We start from the raw sequence: 18,141 nt of genomic DNA, 5'->3' as shown, positions 1-18,141 counted from the left end.
TGCCACAATCCCCCTTGCGCGGTGGCTGATCGACGAGCGCGCCCCGTACGCGGCGGCACCGTACGACAGGGGGTTCGATGAGGAGATCACTCCGACGGGTCTGGGCCGTCCTGGCGGCACTCGGCGTACTGGCCGGCACGGGCGGAGCCGCCGCCGCGGCGACGCCGCCGTCCCGCGCGGCGGCCGTCCCGACCGGCGTCGTCTTCAGCACCCCGTCCGGGACCCGCGCCCAGCAGGACGCCATCGAGAACCGATTGATCCAACTGGTCAACGGGGCGGCCCGCGGCTCGACCATCCAACTCGCGATCTACTTCCTGCGCGACGGCGCCCTCGTCAACGCTCTCATCAACGCGCATCGCTCGCGGAACGTCGGCGTCAAGGTCGTCGTCGACGAACGCAACACCTGGGAGCCGCCCCGCGACACCCCGCTGCAGCCCGGCCAGGTCCGCGTCCGCAACGCCGGCGTCGTGAAGCTGGAGAAGGCGCTCGGCACGAAGATCACCGCACGGTCGTTCCTGCGCGTCTGCAGCCCCGACGGCGCCTGCATCGGCACCAAGGGCTCCCCGAAGAACCACAACAAGTTCTACCTGTTCTCCGACACCCTCGGCACGAAGAACGTCGTGGTGCAAGGCTCGGGCAACATCAGCCCGAACACCCGCCTCACCAACTTCAACGAGGCCGTCACCTTCCCCGGCAACACCGCGCTGTACGGCGCCTACCAGCGCTACTTCAACGACCTCGCGGCGATGCGCAAGAACGCGAACTACTACCGGACGTACAACGCCGGCGCCGTCAAGACCTTCTTCTATCCCCGCCGGGGAGCCACCCCGTGGGAGGCGGCCACCGATGACGTGTACCAGATCCTCAAGAACGTCAAGTGCACCGGCAACAAGAAGGTCGGCACCTCGGACCACCGGACGATCGTCCGGGTCAACATGTTCGAGCTGAACCGCGCGGACGTGGCGCACAAGCTCTTCGACCTGGACGCCAAGGGCTGTTACGTCGAGCTGATCTACTCGGCGATGAGCCGGACCGCCGAGAACATCCTCACCGCGAAGGCCGGGAAGTACCACGGCCCGGTGCTGCGCTGCTCCAAGTTCACCTACCCGGTCCGCGACGACCAGGGCCGGCCCGTCCTCGGCTCGAACGGCAAGCCGAAGACCCAGGGCGCCTTCACCCACGACAAGTACCTTCTGATCGAGGGCGTGTACTACGGGCAGAAGGACAAGAAGATCATCCTGGCCGGCAGCCACAACTTCAGCTACAGCGCGCTCCGCGAGAACGACGAGACGCTCCTGCGGATCGACAGCCCGGCGCTGTACAACGCCTACCGCGCCGGCTTCGACGGCGTCCGCGCCCAGATGACGAAGTACCACTCCGCGCCCATCGCCGGCTGCCACTCGCCGGGCGAGGACCTCCAGGCCCGTACGTACCTGCCCAAGCCCGCGGAACAGGAGCTCGAACGCGAGCTACAGGACGAGTACGAGAACTGACGCCGCGCACCGGCGTGGACGGCCGAGTACGAGAGCCGCCCGTGCGGATGGCCGAGTACGGGAGCCGCCGGCGCGCGCCGGCGCGGATGGTCGAGTACGAGAGCCGCCGTACCCGCCGCCGCGAGGGTCGGCCGCCGGCTGAATTCCGTCAGCGGTCCACTCCGTTCGGCGCGTACCCCGCGGGATCGAGCGACGGTGGCCTCCGGCGCGTACGCCCCGGCCAGGCCGCCGTCAACCCGGCTCCCGGGATTCGATTCGCGCGCCGAGGTCAAGTCCCGTACACTCTTGCAAGCCAGCAGCCGTAGCTCAACGGATAGAGCATCTGACTACGGATCAGAAGGTTGGGGGTTCGAATCCCTCCGGCTGCGCCCAGGTCAAAGGCCCCTTGCGATCACGCAAGGGGCCTTTTTGCTAACGGGTTTGCTAACAGCGACCGTCCTACGCCGCCGTGATCTGCTTGGCGAAGATGTCCGCCGCCTCTACGAGCTGTTCGTTGATCACGTGCGCGTAGACCCGGAGGGTGATCGATGGGTCGGCGTGGCCGAGGCGAGCCGCGACCACGTGAACGGGAACCCCGGCGAGCAGGAGCATGGTCGCGTGGATGTGCCGGAGATCGTGCAGCCGGGCCGGCGGGAGCGCGGTCGCGGGGGTTGCCTTGTTGTGCCGGGCGATCAGGGAGGCCATCAGCGACGACACCGTGTCAGGGTGGATCGGCTCACCCCATGCCGTGGTGAACAGGTAGTCGTCGTCCTTGCCGGCCGCACCCTTCCATTCCTCACCGGCCGCCAGGCGGTCGGCGTTCTGCCGCTGCCGGTGCGCCTTGAGGACCTGGACCGTCCCGGCGTCGATGCTGACGACACGGGACCGGCCGCTCTTGGTGGTCCCCTCGATGCGCTCCCCCGCGATGAACGCCGCCGAACCGGAGATGGTGATCTGCCTGCCGTCGAGGTCGACGTCACGCCACCGTAGGTTCAGCAGTTCACCCCGCCGGGCGCCGGTGTAGGCGGCCAGGTGGAAGAAGGCCGACAGCCGGTGTTCCTTGGCCACGTCGAGGAAGGTCCGGAGCTGCGCGGCATCCCAGACCTTGCCAGGCTCCCGGAGCTGCATCCGGGGACGCTTGGCCCGCTCGACCGGGTTCGAGGCGAGGAGCTGGTCAACGCGGACGGCATCGCCGAACGCCTTGCGAAGCACCGCATGGACGTAGGCGACGGTGCGAGGAGACAGGCCCTTACCGCCACGACCGCCGCTCGTCGCAAGGTCCCGATAGAGCTTGGTGATCCGGGCCGGGCGCACGGCCTGAAGTCGTAGGCCACCGATGTGCGGTTTGATGTGCCGTTCGATGAGATGCCGGTAGTCCGCCAGCGTCTTCGGCTTGATTTCGACCGCGTGCGCCTCAATCCATTCGTCGAGGTATTCAGCGACGGTTGCGCTATTCCGGTCGATGTACTCGCCCCGCCGAGCCTTGACCCGTGCCTCGTCGCGGGCGGCCTTGGCGTCTTCCTCGGTGGCGAAGCCGCCGACCCATCGGGGCTTGCTGACGCCGGTCTCAGGGTCCTTGACGCGGATCACGTACGACCAGGTCGCGCCCCGCTTCATGACGCCGTCACGCAGCTTGGGCTTGCTCTTCTTGGCCCGCTTGCGCGGTGTGGGCTCGTCGGGCGTCGCGGTCGCGGTCTTGGTCATCAGGCGGCGGCCTCTTCCATGAGCTGATCAACGTAGGCGGTCAGAGCGCGGTACGGGACACGGCGAGAGCCGTCGATGCGGAGCGATGCAATCGCGCCGGCCTTGATGAGTTCGTAGAGTTTGCTGCGGGAGATGCCGAGCGCGGTGGCGGCCTCGGGCACGGTGAGCAGGAGCTTGGTCATGCGGTGATCCCTTCGCCGAAGGCAGGGCTGAGCGGTGGCAGGGGCTTGCCGCTGAGCGCAGCGGATAGGAAGGCTTCGCCGGGGGTGTGGCCTTGGCCGACGTAGTCCCAGTGCGCGACGACGAGGACCTGGTCGTCGTCGAAGAGGGGCAGTCGGCCGGTGGTGATGTCGTGTTCGCGCTGGTTGAAGGCCATGCGCGCCTCACGCAGCGCGCCGAGGGTGGTGGAGTAGCGGCGGGACTTGGTCGAGAAGTGGCCTCGGAAGCCGAGCATGTGAGCCCAGTCCGCAAGCCGTAGATCGGCCATCTCCGCCAGTGCGCCCAGCCGCCGACACTCACTGATGAGCCGTCGGGCGTGCTCGCGGATGTTCAGCCGGTCGAGGTCGTCTGTCGGGCGGATGCGCCGGTCGAGGGTGCCGACGCACTCAGCGGCTTTGGTGGCGTATTTGGCGATGTAGCCGGCCACGGCTTGGTCGGTCAGTTCCCCGGTCGTGGTGATGGTCCGCAAATCAACTTGCGGACCCCACGCCAGCGAGCGCGCCGGTACGTCCTCCGCGTCGGGCGTGGTGACCGTGACCGCGCGGGCCGCGTGGCGTACGGCGTCGTCGAGGAGGTCATGCGTCGCCCAGGCCGGTGGGGCAGTGGTTGGCCCGTCGGGTCCGTCGAGGCGGATGACGGCGTGGAAGTGGACGACGCCCCGCCGCTGGTATTCGGCGACCTTGGCAAACGACACGGTGAGAGCGCCGCGAAGTTCGGCCACGGTCAGGCCCGCCGCTTTGGCCAGCCGCCGGCGCAGAGCGAGCGTGAAGCGCCGCCACAGTTCGGGGGCGAGGGCGTTGAACAGGACTGAGCCGGTGTAGTCGTAGCAGTCTGGGCACAGCGGTTCGCCCAGCCGCGGATCGTCGACCCCGTGCCGGTCGGTGCAGGACTGCGGACGCCCGTGCGGGCATTCGGGAAGGTCGCGGCGAGGGTGGCAGGGCTGGACGGCGCCGGCCTTTTCGCGTCGGGCGTGGACCGGCCCGAACGAGGGAGCGGTCAAGGTGACGAACACGGCCGGGTGAGCGGTGACGGTGTCGGGGACGCCCTTGCCGCCGACCAGGCCAGCCCGCACCAGTTGGTAAGTGTCGGCCCGGTAGACCTCCGCACACGCGGGACACCGCGAGGCACGACGGGTCTTGCACGCCACCCGCAAAACCCCGTCCGGCTCATGCGCGGTCGAGTAGCGGTGGAGCAGGGCACCGGTCAGCGGGTCCCGGTAATCGACACACCCGCGCAGGTGGATCGGTTGGGCGCAGCCGCCGGTCCGGCGGACCTGGGCGGCCCAACGCTGGTAGTCGGGGGAGCCAGCGCGGCGGGCGATGTCGCGGAGGGTGAGCGGGGAGGGGACGGCAGCAGGCAAGATGAAGAGGTCTCCCATCGTGTGAGCGGTTGGGGATGGCCCCCGACGTGGCGCGGAACTTGGCGGTTGTGTGGCCACGCCGGGGGCGCAGGGCGTCAGGAGAACCCGAGGCCCTGGCAGTGCTGGCAGGTCTGGCCCTCGGAGGTCAGGCCGCCGGTGCAGTGGCAGCACGCCCAGCGCTCCACATGCGGCACCAGCGCCGCACGCTCCTCGTCGAGCCCCATCACGCGGCGTCCTGGGCGGCCGTGGCCTCGAAGACGTCGGCGTAGCTCATCAGCGCTTCGTGGGCGGCCATGCGGCGGGCGGGGACGTGGACGACCTTGTACGTGATCCGGCCGAAGGTCTTGGAGGCGGTGTAGTGGCCGCCGGCGCCCCGCTCGTCGACCGGGACGGCGTCGAGCAGGGCGGCGATCCTCTCAACTTCGGCCGCCTCGTGCTCGTCGGTGTCGTGGGGGTGGTAGCTGAGCTCCCACCCGAAGGGGTTGACCGGAACGCCAGGGTTGGCCTCCAGGAAGTCAGCCAGCGCCCGGAGGCCGGCGATGGTCTGGTGGCGGGCGAACAGGTCACCGGGAACGATCGGCTGTGCGGTCATGACGTGATCTCCCTTGTCAGGCGGTGCGGATCTGGCGGAGCAGGTCAGAGGCGAGCTGGTTGGAGACCCCGAGCCGTGCGCGGAGCGCATCGCGGGTGATCGGGCGTCCGTGGCGTTGTTCGTGTTCGGTGGCGACGCGGCGGGCGAAGGTGAGCAGTTCGGCCGCCGGACCACCCGCCGGGCCGCCCGTCGAGGCAGGCTCGTCCCGACGCTCGTCCTGCTTCGGCGCGTCGTCCCGGACGAGGACGAGGTCCGAGGACGGCCGTCCGAACGACGGCGGCACCGGGGACGACTCGACAGCGCCCGTCGCGGACGAGGACGACGAGGAGGCCTCCGCCGGGTGTCGACCGGCGGAGCGTCGTTCGAGCATCGAGACAGCGACCAGGAACGCGCCCGCCGGGGTTGCTGCGGTGAGCCAGCCCCAGGGGGTGGGTTCGGCTTGGGCGAGGTTGGCGGCCAGGGACAGCACGACCCCGCCGGCCAGGACGAGCGAGGGCCAGGAGATCGGTCCGGTGCGGCGGCCGGTGCGGCGGTCGCGTTGGCGTTCGCGGGCGGCCATGACGCAGGTGAGGTCGATGCAGATGGCGATGGCCCAGGCCATCCAGCCGTGTTGTCCGTGCTGGCGGGCGGTGTCGCGGATGTGGGTGAACGAGCCCGCCGCAGCGATCCCGGCCAGCACGACGACCGGCCCGGAGTCGGCGAGCAGGCCGCCGAGGCGGGGGATCATGCCGCCTCCTGGTCGCACGCGGTGAGCAGGGCGGCCAACTCCGGATCGCAGCGGTGGGTCTCGGCCCAGTCGAGCAGCCAGCCCAACCCGCCGGAGTAGGCCGATTCCGTCTCGGCGCAGCGAGCGCAGGCCGCGACGTGGACACCGCGGGTGTCGTCGAAGGTGACCCGGACGGCGTCAAGGACGAGGCGGCGGGACGAGGACGGGCGGCCGTCCCGGAGGCGAGGACGAGCGGACGGGATGCGGACGGCGGGACGGCGCAGGGCGATGACGTTGGACACGGAAGTCTCCGGAAGGTCGAGGAGAAGTTCAGGCGGCTTGGTCGTCCGGGATGGCGCGCGGGCCGGTGCGGACGAGGTCACGCCAGGGGGTGGCGAGGTGGCGGTGTGCGTGGGCGGCGTCTTCCGCGTCGGTCTCGGTGGTGAGTGCGGAGCGGGCGCGGTGCCAGGACCCGTCGCTGCCGGCCACGATCGCCACGCCGGGGGTTTCGGCGGGGATGGCGCGGGCTGCTTCGAGTGCGGCGGGGTCCATGTCGCCGAGCGTCATCGTGGCCGTCTCCGGATCGTTGACGCGGTGACAGACCCGCCCGGACAGTTGGGAGCGCAGCGCGGTGACGCCGGGTCCGAGGTCGGAGCCGATGCGCTGGCCACAGACGATCAGGTAGACCCCGAACGCCCGCCCCAACTGAGCGATGCGCAACAGCGCCACCGACGTTTTCGCGACGGTGTCCTTTTCCGTCTTGTCGGCGACGAGGAAGAGTTCGGCGACCTCGTCGACCACCACCACGATCGGCATCGGGCGTAGCTCGTCGGGGAGTCGCCACACGTTGCGCACGCCGTGTTCGCGGCAGTCGGCCATCCGGTGCGTCAACTCCGACACCAGCCCATCGAGGAGCCGCACACACCCCGCCCGCGTGGTCGCGAGCGCGGACATACGGGCCGCGTAGGGGGTGAGTTCCACGCCGCCTTTGAGGTCGAAGCCGACCAGGGCGACCGGTTGCGGGGCAAGGCCGCGGATGATGGCGTTGAGCAGCGTGGACTTGCCGGATTGGGTGGCGCCGGCGAACAGCCAGTGCGGGACGGTCTTGAAGTCGATCACCCACGGCCGCCCGTTCTCCAGCACCCCAGGCCGCACCCTTAGCAAGTCATCCGGCTCAGGCGGCACCGGCGGTACCGAGGTCAGCGGGTCTTTGCGGGTGGCGATCAGCACGACCTTGCCCGGCCGGGACTCCAGCACCCGCACCGCATGAGCCCGCCACGCGTGCGCCAGCCGTTCGGCCACCTTGGCGAAGTCGTCCGGGATCTGACCGTCGTTCAGCGTGATCGGCAACCGCCAACCCAGCCGAGACGGCCGGATCAACCCGAGCCGGGGAGCCTTCTCGATCTCGACCCGCCGCACGTGCCGGCGCTCCACGATCGCCGTGGCCTCACGCGAGGCGGCACCCAGGACCGGGATCGAGTCGAGGGTGACGCGCCAGCGCCGCCGCTTGTGGGTGAGCTTGCAGGCCGAGGCGACGTGTTGCCAGGTCGCGTAGAGCCAGACCGCGCGGGCCGGGAACCCGACGCACAGCCAGAACGACAGCGGATGCACCCGCCGCCACGCCAGGCCCCCGGCAACCACGGCGACAAGACCCGCACCCGCTACCCACAGCGTTGCCTTGTCGAACATGACGAGCCCCGCTCAGGCGGCCCGGACGGTGGCCGACGCCGGAACCACAGCCGAGGCCCCGAACGAGATCCCGTGGCGCTCCTGCCCGCCGATCACCTGCTTCCACGGCCGCGCGATCAGATCCGAGACCGTCACGATCTGGCCCACCTGGACCTGCGGGTCACCGGGGACGTTCACCGTCACCAGGTCGATCCGGCCGGCCTCGGTCGCCACCGACAGACCCACCTGGAAGACCGTGCGGCCCCCGGCGTCGACCTTGACCTCACCGGTCTCGCGGTTGACCAGCTTGGGCGCAGGCGGCGCCACGCACACGAAGGTCAGAGCGCGGGTGTCGACCGGGATACCGATGTTCTGCATGACACTCCCTCAGGAACGGCCTCCCTAGCTTCTCTAGGAAGGTCAGTTTCATAGGTTAGTCAGGAAGGAAGGAGAGTCAAGCGATCTTGGGCAACTTTCTTGGGGAACCTAGAAACCTGGGCTGGATCGTCTACCCTTGACCTATGCCAAGTGCGCACCCGGACCGCCGGAAGCTGTACGTCCGCATCGCGGATGAGCTGCGAGAAGACCTCGCCGCCGGGCGGTTTCCGATCGGGGAGCCGTTCCCGCCGATCGGGGAACTGGCCGAGCGGTTCGGGTCGGCCAAGGCGACCATCGAACGCGCCGTGGATGTCCTGCGCAGCGAAGGGCTGCTAGAGAGCAGGCAGGGAAGCCGTACCGTCGTCATCGCATTGCCGGACTCATCAGCCGCCACCGAGAACGACTCGGCAGAACGCAGCGAAGAGTTCCAGATGATCTTCGGTCAGCTGCAAGAGATGCGCAGTGCCATCGGGCACCTACGCGCGAGGATCGAACAACTCGACGAGCGCACCAAGAACCTCTGAACGGGCGCCCGGTCCTTCTGCCCGTCGACTGCGCGCAGGGTACGGACGTACGGCGCGGTTGCGGGAGCGTTAGCGGTACCGACCGACGCCCAGCGTCCAGCGTGCGCCTTGACGCGGCGAGGGCCAGGGCCACGACTGGGACTTGATGACCGCTTGGGTCAACTGATCAGGATCGGCGGCCTCGATCAGCCGCCATCCGGCCGGGGGCGGGACGATCGCCCACCACGCTCCCGTGCGCGCACCGAACCAGAACACCAGCCCCGGGAACCGCCGATGCAGCACGGCGGCCGGATCGGCCGTCATGACTGTTCGCCTGGCCCCGCGTCGCGCCGCTTCAGGTACTCGGCGAGGCGTGCCGCCGCGCCGGCCGGGTCGTCGAGGGGGTGGCGCTCGTGGTCGTCGCGGCGCCACACGAACGCCCCACGCGAGGCGTCGACCTCCACCCAGATCTTCCGGTGGCTCAACTCGGTTCGTATCGACAGGGCCGGGCGAGCGTCGCTGAGTCCCGGCTTGACGCCGAGCCGGGCTAGTTCGCGGCACAACTCGACCAGCGTCTCCAGCTCCTGTTTTCGGTTGATCCCGTCCATGCTGTGCTCCCTCGGTCGGAAGCGAGGCCGGCGACAGGGGCCCAGGTCATCCCTCAACTCCACCCGCGCGGAGAGAGGCAGGCCACAAATGACCCGATCTCGCGCCACCGGCCCCGCAGCTCATCACAGCGCCACGGCCAGCGCGTTAGCTGATTCAGGCCGTCCGCTGCGCCCGTGAACTCGACAAACTCGCAACGCGACGCGCGACCTCAGCAGCCTTGACCTGCAAGTCGCCCAACTCCGCAGAAATCCGCGCGATCTCTTCGAGCAGTAGCCGACGCTCGACCTCCGTCAAGCCCGCAGCCCTCCTGTTCGCAGCCTGCCGACGCGCTCGATCAATCGACGCGACCCGCCCCACGCCCTCCAGACGGGTCGGCGTACCAAGCTCGGTGTTCCGTTCAACGTTCACGATCCCGAGCCTCGCCCGGCAGGGTGTTTCGCTGCGAGACCGCGCCTATCGCATCTCGGCCGTCTCGTTCTCTCTTCGTCTCATCTATTGCTCACCTCGTGTTACGTTCGCCCTAATGGACGAGCAAGCGAAGACGAATCCCCCCGTGCGGTTGAAAGCGCTACTCCGCGAACGCCATTGGCAGACCTACCGGACGTTCAGCGCCGAATACGACAAAGCCGCGCGCAAGGTCGACCCGTCCCTTGTCGGCAGAGGACCCAGCCGCGCGCAGCTCCACCGCTGGATCTCCGGAGATGTCAAAAAGCTCCCGTATCCCGACCACTGCCGCGTTCTTGAAAAGATGTTCCCCGGATGGACTGCGGAACAGCTATTCGAACGCGTCAATGACGAGCAAGACGCACATCAAGGCGTGGCAGTCCCCGCCGGCCCGACCGCAACAACCGCCACGCTCCCCATCGACGCAGCGGTGGCCCCCTCACCGATCAGCATCCGGCCCTACGTCGAAGCGGCCTTCGACCGCGAACACGTCGCGATCGACTTCTTCGGCTTCTCCGGCGAGACGCTGCACGGCGTCATCCAAGAACCACTCGACAAGATCCGCGCCGGCCAGCTCAAACCGCAGAGTCTCACCCTGCGTATCCTCGTGCCCGATGTCTCCAAGCCGATGGCCGTACCGTGCCGCAGTGACGACCTGGGCGATGACCCGGAGTTCCGCGAACGCGCGACCCGGATCATGCTGCGCCACGGGCAAGCCATCCTGGACTCGGTCGAGGAACTGGCCGACCTGGGCATCCTCGACAGCGCCAAGGCCGAAGTCCGCGTTCACGACTGCCCGCCGCTGTTCAAGCTCTACATCGTGAACAACGAAGAGGTCTTCTTCGGCTTCTACCCGATCAGGCAACATGTCGTGCAGATCAAGGGCACACCGCATCCCATGTTCGACCTGATGGGGAAGGAAGCAAGCTTGTTCCGACACACCGTCCATGACGGCTCAGCCGTCGGGGCACAGTACGTCACCCAGGCCCGCCAGTGGTTCAACACCGTCTGGGAGACGATCAGCCGCGAGTTCACCGGATGACCCCGCCCCCTACTGCCCTGGCCGACGTCCTGTCCCACAGCCGGTATCTGCTGTTCGACTTCGACGGCCCCATCTGCGGCATCTTCTCCGGACTACCCGCCCCCACCATCGCCGTTCATCTCCGCGGCCTGGTTACGGGAGAAGGCGTCGAGATCACGGGTGGCGCCGCATCCTCTGGTGATCCGTTCGACGTGTTGCGCTTCGCCGCGACCATCAGCCCCGACCTCACCCAGACCGTCGCAGACGAGCTGCGCAAGATGGAGCTCCGCGCCGTCGAGGTAGCCGACGCCACCTCACACACCCGACAGGTCATCGAAACGGCCTACAACGACGGCCGCGCCCTCGCCGCCGTGAGCAACAACTCCCGCGAAGCAGTCGCGCGATACCTCACGGCCGCCGGCCTCGCACCGATGTTCACCGCCATCATCGGCCGCACCGACCCAGACCCCCGGCTGCTCAAACCCGACCCCCACCTGATCGGCCAGGCCGTCAAGGAGCTCAGCGCGGCGCCCGCCGACTGTGTCCTGATCGGCGACTCCCTCAGCGATATCGAGGGAGCACACAACGCCGGAACGCTCAGCATCGGCTACGCCAACAAGCCCGGCAAGCTAGAACGCTTCACCGCAGCCGGAGCCGACGCCGTCATCACGGACATGGCCGAACTCATCCCGCACCTCACCAGGCGGCAGCCCGCTACCGACTGACCAGGAGACAGCCAGGCACCGCCGCGAGCACCAGACAAGACACCAGCGTTCTAGGGGCTGAACGGGCAGACCTGCCGAATGAGGACTTTCTCTACGTCTTCAAGGGCGCCCCGCTACGCGGGCCGCCGGCGGCCGACCGGCCCTCGGGCCGGGCGTGCGGCCGCTGCGGGCCGATCCCGGCCCGAGCCGGCCGACCGCCACGTCGTTGCGGGAGCAGACGACGGAGACAAAGGCAGCCGCTGGCGGAGCGTCGAGCGCTTGAACTAGCCAAAATGCGCGACTTCTCGGCATCGTTCCCTCATACTGTTGACTATGGGGTGGCTCCAATTCATAGACAAAACAATCGGTCACATCCTGTCCTGGCCAGTCTTGGCCCTTGTAGCTCTTATGTTTTTTCGTAAACAGATTGGGTCTTTGATCGAGCATGTGAGGAGCTATGAGGGTCTGGGTCAGAAATTCACCTTTGGCGATGAGCTAGCCGAGGTCGAGCAAGCGGCGGACGAACTTACCGGAACAGGTAGTGATGAACTAGCGGATACGGAGGTGCACTCAGAGCTCTGGCGGACTTACTCGGAAATGGCTGAGACCGCACCATCCGCGGCGATCATGGGTGTTTGGTCAGAGATTGAGAAATCCGCGCGGCGCCTGGCTATGCTCTATGGCATCGACAAAAAAGCGCCAGGCAATCTGTTCAGGCACTTGATTGAAGTTCGAATCATCCCAGGGAGTATGCTCAAAATCATCGACCGTCTTCGTATTCTGCGCAACCGTGTTGCCCATGGAGACCATGAGCCGACGGCAGGGGAAGCACTGACTTACGTGTCCACTGCAAATGAGGTTTCTACGATACTTCGAAAACTCGAAGCTCTCGTAAAAGAGGAACCGCGTAAGGATAGTGAAGAGCCTCGCCCGCAAGATCTGGACGAGCTGTTTAATCGCCTGTTTGATGCGCGCAATAGCGAAAAACGAGAACCTGATAGCGGGGCACCATAACGGTTGGTATTGAGGACGGCTAGTCGGCTTTAGTCGCTCGCTTCTGGGTGATCTTCAAAAAGCGGACGCTGCAAGGCCTTACCGGACAAGCGGTAACGAGTGTTCTTGCTGGAGCGGCTACCCTCGGTCGCTTCGATTTCGCCTTCTCTCTTAAGAACCCTTAGCCAGTGCTCGACGGTCTTGGGGCTCACGTCAAGCATGTCGGCGATTTCACTCTTCGAGAGGGTTCCACGAAGATGAATAGCTTCAGTGATCTGCGCGCGACGGTTAGGCCGGGGTATGCGCCGAGACCCTCCGCTCCCAGCATTCCTGGCGAAGTCCGAAAGAGTATAACGCGCGCTCCCGCGCGTGCCGGTTTGATCTACAAGCTCCCGCGCGACGAGATCTTGAAGTTCGAAGGTGGCAGTCCTGCTATCAGTAATTCCCGTAGCGGCCCTGTACTTCGTATTGTCGAGAATCTCACCTCTTCGCATCATCGCCAATGCGATGCACTGCCCGTTTCGCAGCCCTTCTCGGCCAATTGAGTTGAGCCAAAGTATGGTCTCTTCATCAAGCAGCGCGTGATTCGGCATAGTTACTTCAAAGGAAGTAACTTTATCCCGGAATCTTGGCGGGCTCATGCCTGCTCGGCGCAGGGAGGCGATCATGTCTCTAATTCCCGACCCACGATTCTCGCACACAGGGCGATCGTCGCCCGGAATAACCACATCTTCGAGCATTTTCATCAGTACGGCATTTCGAGCAGAGGAACGCCCCTCTTCGCCAAGATGGTTGATATCAAGAGACCCGAAAAGTCCACCTGGGTTGTGGATTCGTAGCCGATCGGGATACATCTCTATTTGCACCTGAGTGCCCCGAGATCCAGGGGATAGGTCGCGGTGTACGAGCGCGTTGACAATCGCTTCCCGGAGGGCGACAGGCGGATACTCCCATACGTCCATTCTCCCTTCTGCGGCGATCAGTGATCGACGGCTCATGTTGCGTTGCACAATGGCCAACGCATCTCGCACCATGTATGGAATCGAGCCGTCGATGGATACGTTATCTAGGAATCTCACGCCTGAAACAGTTGTCTCACCTGAAACGGTTGGGTAGTGAACGAAAGTGACATTGAGCTGCGGGAAATACTGTTGCGGATAGCGACCTAGAGCTAGCAGGCCGGCCATGGTCGGCCTAAGGACACCTTGGGAATCAACAATAACCACGCGTGTCATTCGAAGAACGGTTTCTTCGGCTTCGTTCGACCATAGTCGACTGTTTTGGTGCCGCAATCGCTCGACGTAAGCGCTGATTGCGCCAGCATCTAGGTCTTCTATACTGGAGCCTGCCACCGGCTCAAAATCGAAGGCCGGTTGCCCCCGCTCGGCTATAAGTTGTTGGACTTCCTCAGACGTTAGAAGTCTGTCGGTATCGGCGACTCTTATGTAACTGCCCTTATTTATACCCTGCGTCTTGATATAGCAGGGTTTCTGCTCTCTAGGCAGTTCTGGGATGCGAGCTGCGACTACGGGGGAACCGTCGATCTCCGCGATAGCAATCTCTGGATGCAACGGCGGAGAGAATGCCTCTCTGCATAGATCGGCAAGGTCGGATTGCAATTTTCCCGGATTGGTCAGTCCCGATACAGGGAATCCCTCGCCATCTTCTAGGCCAAGAATCAGAGTGCCGCCGCCGGGTGTATTAGCGAACGCGGATAGGCTTTCGCGTGCGGACCGGGGTAGACCACCTGCTGCTGATTTCGCCTCGATCCGTGCGGCTTCAGCGCCGAACTTCCGGAGCGCCTGCACTTGGTTCTCGACCCAGTCGCCGGTCATCGTCTTCCTCCTCGGTTCAGCGAGCGTCCTCCTAAGTTAGGAGGCGACACCTCCCCGCATAGGAGGTTGTCCGTCTAGCATAGGAGGAGGTAGAGACACTTTCAGCGCTACCGTTCGTTTGGGGCCTGCCTTTGCTGCATCAGAGGCTGCCGGGGCTAGCCGCTGCCGCTGCGGTGGGCTGTGGCCGGCCTGTGCTCGGACTACACGCCGTGGCAGTAGGACAGGCTTCTGGCTGGATACCGTCGCTACGCTCCGCCGCTAGGCTAACTGCAAGCAGTTGCGGAGCGTAGCGACGGTATCCCACTCCAGGGGCGTCTGTCGCTAGATCGTTACCATCCTGTAATGTTGATCACTGGATGGAGCGCAGGCTTGGACCATGCTCTAGCCGTGGCAGGGAGTGCTTAGAGAAGGCTGCGCATGCAGAGGCGAGCGTCATAGGCGTTCAAGTCGATCGCCGTGCTTATACCGTTGAAGAGGGCGGGGGGCGATCGCTGCCGCGCGGCTTCCGGTGCTCGGGCCGTAGCCGGCCCTGCGCTCCGGGTCCGCTTGCCACCGAATGCCGAAGCTTTGCATGCCCACGGCGGATGCTAACGCCTCTGCTAACAACGACCCCGGACCATCGTGGACACATCCGGACACTCCAACAGCCGAGCAGCAGGTCAGTGGACGCTTGTGGACGCTCTTGGACACTTTCGATCTTGCTACGGATCAGAAGGTTGGGGGTTCGAATCCCTCCGGCTGCGCACCAGGTCGAAGGCCCGTTCCGAGCAAGGAACGGGCCTTTGCCTTTGGCCATGGGAGCCACCGGGTCAGGACCCGAACAGAGCCCGGCTCATGGACGTCGCGGCAGCCCGCTTGTCCCCCTCCATCAGGTGTAACACAGTCATCCCGCAGCAGGCCGGCGGAAGCCTGTGACAGGTCCTCATGGGTGAGTACAGCTGCGGCCTGCCCTACGATCTGATGACCTTCGAGAAGCGTGACCAGGTCGACGCCGAACGCACCGATGCGATCCGAGAGACCGCGTCCAGCCTGCCCGCGCGGCCCGGTACCCGACGCTAAGGAGCCCCCCGACCGTGAAGATCATCGAACGCGTCAAGGCGTACATCCGAGAGAAAAAGGGACGCGACCCCCGCTCGACCGACCACCCCCTCGGTGAAGCGGCTGACCCCGCCCCGGCACAGCGCGACCGCGCAAGGCACAAGCAGGACCCCGATGACAAGAGGCTCGCAGTGTCCACGGCCCACGAGGCGCCGGAGCCCGAGCCGGCGACCGAGCCGGTCACGGAGCCGGTCACCGAGTCGGCTACGGAGCCGGCCGCGGAGCCGGTCACGGAGCCTGTCACGGAGTCGGCCGCGGAGCCGGTCACGGAGTCGGTCACGGAGTCGGCTACGGAGCCGGCCGCGGAGCCGGTCACCGAGTCGGCCGCGGAGCCGGTCACGGAGTCGGCTACGGAGCCGGCCGCGGAGCCGGTCACCGAGTCGGCTACGGAGCCGGTCACCGAGTCGGTCACGGAGCCGGTCACCGAGTCGGTCACGGAGCCGGTCACGGCGCCCGCTGCGTGCCCGCGCTGCGGCGCGACCGGTGAGGCGCCCTGCACGACCCCGTCCGGCAAAGCCACGAAGACCCACAAGGGGCGCGTGCAATGAGCAGCGGTGCTGCGGACTCCCGGACGTGTCCGCGGGCCGACGCTGTGCGTGTGCCGCACTCGGCGCACACGCAGGTCGCCCTCTTGCTCTGGTGGCGCAGGGGTTGAGTAACAGCCAGGCGTGTCGTGTGGTGGGTGTGAACCCGCGGACCGGGGCGTGAGTGGCGGAACGGGCGACCGGAAGGTCGCGCGAAGAGGTCTCGGCCTCCGGCGCGGAAGGTGCTGGTGGCCGGGGCCTCGTCGCGGTTCTTGACCGAGGACGAGCGGATCGTGATCGCTGACCGGCGGCGGGCGAAGGCCTCGGTCCGGGAGGGCGTCGCGCCAACCGATCCGCGCGCAAGGCACTCAGCCACTTCGCCGACAACAGCCGACACGACGACCCCTGGGCCGCCGACCTCTACGAACGCGCCCGTGACCGCGGCGAACGCCACCCGCGCACCGTCCGCATTCTTTGGCCGGGCCTGGCTTCGCGTCATGCACGCCTGCTGGCGCGACGGCACGCCCTACGACCCCGCCATGCACGTCCCGCCATCACGATGACGTGCTGCCGCGGCGTTTCCAGTCCTTGCTTCGCTGCGGTCCGGATCACCTTGGCCTCGGATCGCCCTGGCCGGCCAGGCCGCCACGGAACGCACAGCTCAGCCGGCGGTATCGCAGGAAACGGCGAGAAAATCAGGTGTGAGGACAACAACGGGTGGCGGTGGAAACCCGTCTAAGTGTGATCTTTCGATACTCATAAATCCACGCGGGATGCGCGGAAGCCGAGTACCACGTCGCCGTCGCGGCCCTGAGATCGGCGGCTCTGTCTTTGGCCATGGGAGCCATGCTGGGTGCCACCGAGGGGTACGACCCGAGCGGGGCCCGGCTCATGGACGTCGCCGCCGCACGCCTGCCGCCTTCCAGCAGGTGCCCGTACACGTCCTGGTGATCGTGATGCTGGCATCGCCCAGAACCTTCGACACCGCGTGCAGAGATGTTCCGCGCGATCATGGCGGCCGGCGCCCATAGGAATTCCCTATGGCCCCTGCTGACATTTCGTCTTTGCTTCCTGTTATTTCCCGGCCGTACCGTGAAACGGCTCGACGAGCTGCCCGCCGCGATTCCTCGAAAAATTGGCGCGCTGCACGCCGTCGACTTGTTTTCGACAACGGTTCAGAAGCACAGGAGGACAAAATGTCGCTCACCCTCGACACCTACCGGTTGCTGGGCCGCTCCGGGCTGCGGGTCTCGCCGCTCGCGCTGGGCGCGGCGACCTTCGGCACCGAGTGGGGCTGGGGCGCCGAGCAGGAGCAGGCGCGCAAGCTGTTCGACCTCTACGTCGAGCGCGGCGGCAACTTCATCGACACCGCCAACACCTACACGAATGGCAGCTCCGAGCGCCTGCTGGGCGAATTCACCCGCGACAACCGCGAAAGCCTGGTGCTGGCAACGAAATACTCGACGCTGCGCCGTCCTGGTGATCCGAACTCTGGCGGCAGCCACCGCAAGAGCCTGTTCGCGTCGGTGGAAGCCAGTCTGCGACAGCTGAGGACGGACTACATCGATCTGCTCTACCTGCACGTGTGGGATTTCACGACGCCGGTTGAGGAGATCCTGCGCGGCATGGACGATCTGGTCCGGCAGGGCAAGGTCTTGTACGTGGCGATCTCCAACGCCCCGGCCTGGCAGGTGTCGCGCATGCAGGCGATCGCCGACCTGCGCGGCTGGTCGCCGCTGGTCGCGCTGCAGATCGAATACAACCTGATCGACCGTGCCGGGGAACGCGATCTGATCCCCATGGCACGCGAGATGGGGCTGGGCGTGATCCCGTATTCACCGCTGGCCGGCGGGGTGCTCACCGGCAAGTACAGCCGTGACGACCTGGTCGCGACGAACATCGCATCCGACGACGGTACCCGCAAGAACTTCAACTTCGCCCTGGGTGCGGTCACCGAACGAAACCTCGGCATCGCCGAGGTGGTGAAGGAGATCGCCACGGAGTTGGGCCGCACACCCGCCCAGGTCGGGCTGGCCTGGGTCCTGCAGAACCCCGGCGTGACGGCGCCGATCATCGGCGCACGTACCCCCGCGCAGTTGGAGGAGAACCTGGGCGCCCTTGAGGTCGACTTCACCGCCTCCCAACTGGCCCGCCTCGACGAGGCCGGCGCGATCGAACTCGGTGCTCCGCACGACATGCTCGCCAGTGACCACATCCGTACGGTGACCAAGGGCGACCTGAAGATCGAAACCCGCCGCCGGTAGCCGATCGAGCCTCGGGGGGGCGGCACTACCGCCGCCCTCGGGGCGAT

At 66.5% G+C, this 18,141-nt stretch carries 20 protein-coding genes and 1 tRNA gene; 9 read left to right on the top strand and 12 right to left on the bottom strand.

What is annotated here, in order from left to right; all coding sequences use genetic code 11:
- Positions 1 to 77 precede the first annotated feature (77 nt).
- Both AB0K82_RS11450 and AB0K82_RS11445 read left to right on the top strand, forming a co-directional pair.
- Positions 78 to 1,493: a phospholipase D-like domain-containing protein gene (locus AB0K82_RS11450; protein WP_364395471.1), complete on the top strand. Its 1,416-nt coding sequence runs from the start codon at positions 78 to 80 to the stop codon at positions 1,491 to 1,493.
- 295 nt (positions 1,494 to 1,788) lie between these two features.
- Positions 1,789 to 1,861 (top strand) — tRNA-Arg (locus AB0K82_RS11445).
- A gap of 70 nt (positions 1,862 to 1,931) precedes the next feature.
- Here AB0K82_RS11445 and AB0K82_RS11440 read toward each other — a convergent pair.
- The 9 genes from AB0K82_RS11440 to AB0K82_RS11400 form a co-directional block, all read right to left on the bottom strand.
- The gene (locus AB0K82_RS11440; protein WP_364395469.1) at positions 1,932 to 3,176 is read right to left on the bottom strand and encodes a tyrosine-type recombinase/integrase; all 1,245 of its coding nucleotides are present in this window, start codon (positions 3,174 to 3,176) and stop codon (positions 1,932 to 1,934) included.
- A complete protein-coding gene (locus tag AB0K82_RS11435; RefSeq protein WP_364395467.1) occupies positions 3,176 to 3,358 on the bottom strand; it encodes a helix-turn-helix domain-containing protein in 183 nt (60 codons plus the stop codon). The genes AB0K82_RS11440 and AB0K82_RS11435 overlap by 1 nt, the downstream gene beginning before the upstream one ends.
- Positions 3,355 to 4,755 (bottom strand): replication initiator, encoded by a 1,401-nt coding sequence (locus tag AB0K82_RS11430; protein ID WP_364395465.1) that lies wholly within the window; start codon positions 4,753 to 4,755, stop codon positions 3,355 to 3,357. The genes AB0K82_RS11435 and AB0K82_RS11430 overlap by 4 nt, the downstream gene beginning before the upstream one ends.
- A 95-nt stretch (positions 4,756 to 4,850) precedes the next feature.
- Complete coding sequence (locus AB0K82_RS11425; RefSeq protein ID WP_364395463.1) at positions 4,851 to 4,982, bottom strand: hypothetical protein; 132 nt, start codon at positions 4,980 to 4,982, stop codon at positions 4,851 to 4,853.
- Positions 4,979 to 5,347: a hypothetical protein gene (locus tag AB0K82_RS11420; protein ID WP_364395461.1), complete on the bottom strand. Its 369-nt coding sequence runs from the start codon at positions 5,345 to 5,347 to the stop codon at positions 4,979 to 4,981. The genes AB0K82_RS11425 and AB0K82_RS11420 overlap by 4 nt, the downstream gene beginning before the upstream one ends.
- Positions 5,348 to 5,363: 16 nt before the next feature.
- A complete protein-coding gene (locus AB0K82_RS11415) occupies positions 5,364 to 6,074 on the bottom strand; it encodes a DUF2637 domain-containing protein (RefSeq protein ID WP_364395459.1) in 711 nt (236 codons plus the stop codon).
- Entirely contained in the window at positions 6,071 to 6,355 is a 285-nt protein-coding gene (locus AB0K82_RS11410; protein ID WP_364395457.1) for a hypothetical protein, read from the bottom strand. The genes AB0K82_RS11415 and AB0K82_RS11410 overlap by 4 nt, the downstream gene beginning before the upstream one ends.
- Before the next feature lie 28 nt (positions 6,356 to 6,383).
- Positions 6,384 to 7,742, bottom strand: coding sequence for an FtsK/SpoIIIE domain-containing protein (locus AB0K82_RS11405; RefSeq protein ID WP_364395455.1), 1,359 nt, complete (start codon positions 7,740 to 7,742; stop codon positions 6,384 to 6,386).
- A gap of 12 nt (positions 7,743 to 7,754) precedes the next feature.
- Positions 7,755 to 8,099 carry a hypothetical protein gene (locus AB0K82_RS11400; protein WP_364395453.1) on the bottom strand — a complete coding sequence of 115 codons (345 nt, stop codon included), beginning with the start codon at positions 8,097 to 8,099 and terminating at the stop codon, positions 7,755 to 7,757.
- Positions 8,100 to 8,242: 143 nt separating this feature from the next.
- On the opposite strand from AB0K82_RS11400, the gene AB0K82_RS11395 reads away from it, so the two are divergent.
- Positions 8,243 to 8,623, top strand: coding sequence for a winged helix-turn-helix domain-containing protein (locus tag AB0K82_RS11395; protein ID WP_364395451.1), 381 nt, complete (start codon positions 8,243 to 8,245; stop codon positions 8,621 to 8,623).
- A gap of 69 nt (positions 8,624 to 8,692) precedes the next feature.
- Here AB0K82_RS11395 and AB0K82_RS11390 read toward each other — a convergent pair whose 3' ends face one another.
- On the bottom strand, positions 8,693 to 8,926 hold the full coding sequence (locus AB0K82_RS11390) for a hypothetical protein (protein ID WP_364395449.1): 234 nt from the start codon (positions 8,924 to 8,926) through the stop codon (positions 8,693 to 8,695).
- The gene (locus AB0K82_RS11385) at positions 8,923 to 9,210 is read right to left on the bottom strand and encodes a hypothetical protein (RefSeq protein ID WP_364395447.1); all 288 of its coding nucleotides are present in this window, start codon (positions 9,208 to 9,210) and stop codon (positions 8,923 to 8,925) included. The genes AB0K82_RS11390 and AB0K82_RS11385 overlap by 4 nt, the downstream gene beginning before the upstream one ends.
- Before the next feature lie 524 nt (positions 9,211 to 9,734).
- Here AB0K82_RS11385 and AB0K82_RS11380 point away from each other — a divergent pair.
- The 3 genes from AB0K82_RS11380 (at position 9,735) to AB0K82_RS11370 (ending at position 12,394) form a co-directional block, all read left to right on the top strand.
- Positions 9,735 to 10,697 (top strand): hypothetical protein, encoded by a 963-nt coding sequence (locus AB0K82_RS11380; RefSeq protein ID WP_364395445.1) that lies wholly within the window; start codon positions 9,735 to 9,737, stop codon positions 10,695 to 10,697.
- Positions 10,694 to 11,401 (top strand): HAD family phosphatase, encoded by a 708-nt coding sequence (locus AB0K82_RS11375; protein ID WP_364395443.1) that lies wholly within the window; start codon positions 10,694 to 10,696, stop codon positions 11,399 to 11,401. The genes AB0K82_RS11380 and AB0K82_RS11375 overlap by 4 nt, the downstream gene beginning before the upstream one ends.
- 414 nt (positions 11,402 to 11,815) lie before the next feature.
- Positions 11,816 to 12,394: a hypothetical protein gene (locus AB0K82_RS11370; RefSeq protein WP_364395441.1), complete on the top strand. Its 579-nt coding sequence runs from the start codon at positions 11,816 to 11,818 to the stop codon at positions 12,392 to 12,394.
- 29 nt (positions 12,395 to 12,423) lie between these two features.
- On the opposite strand, the gene AB0K82_RS11365 is transcribed toward AB0K82_RS11370, so the two are convergent.
- Entirely contained in the window at positions 12,424 to 14,208 is a 1,785-nt protein-coding gene (locus tag AB0K82_RS11365; protein WP_364395439.1) for an ATP-binding protein, read from the bottom strand.
- A gap of 924 nt (positions 14,209 to 15,132) precedes the next feature.
- On the opposite strand from AB0K82_RS11365, the gene AB0K82_RS11360 reads away from it, so the two are divergent.
- The 3 genes from AB0K82_RS11360 (at position 15,133) to AB0K82_RS11350 (ending at position 18,094) form a co-directional block, all read left to right on the top strand.
- Entirely contained in the window at positions 15,133 to 15,267 is a 135-nt protein-coding gene (locus tag AB0K82_RS11360; RefSeq protein WP_364395437.1) for a hypothetical protein, read from the top strand.
- A gap of 14 nt (positions 15,268 to 15,281) precedes the next feature.
- Positions 15,282 to 15,854, top strand: coding sequence for a hypothetical protein (locus tag AB0K82_RS11355; protein WP_364395435.1), 573 nt, complete (start codon positions 15,282 to 15,284; stop codon positions 15,852 to 15,854).
- A 1,172-nt stretch (positions 15,855 to 17,026) separates the two neighbouring features.
- Positions 17,027 to 18,094 (top strand): aldo/keto reductase, encoded by a 1,068-nt coding sequence (locus tag AB0K82_RS11350; protein ID WP_364395433.1) that lies wholly within the window; start codon positions 17,027 to 17,029, stop codon positions 18,092 to 18,094.
- Positions 18,095 to 18,141 lie beyond the last annotated feature (47 nt).

Origin of the sequence: Actinoallomurus sp. NPDC052274 (assembly GCF_040679475.1) — a bacterium.
GTDB classification, from domain to species: domain Bacteria; phylum Actinomycetota; class Actinomycetes; order Streptosporangiales; family Streptosporangiaceae; genus Actinoallomurus; species Actinoallomurus liliacearum.
Note: the sequence above shows the minus strand (reverse complement) of the source record. Positions and strands in the feature narration are given on the sequence as shown.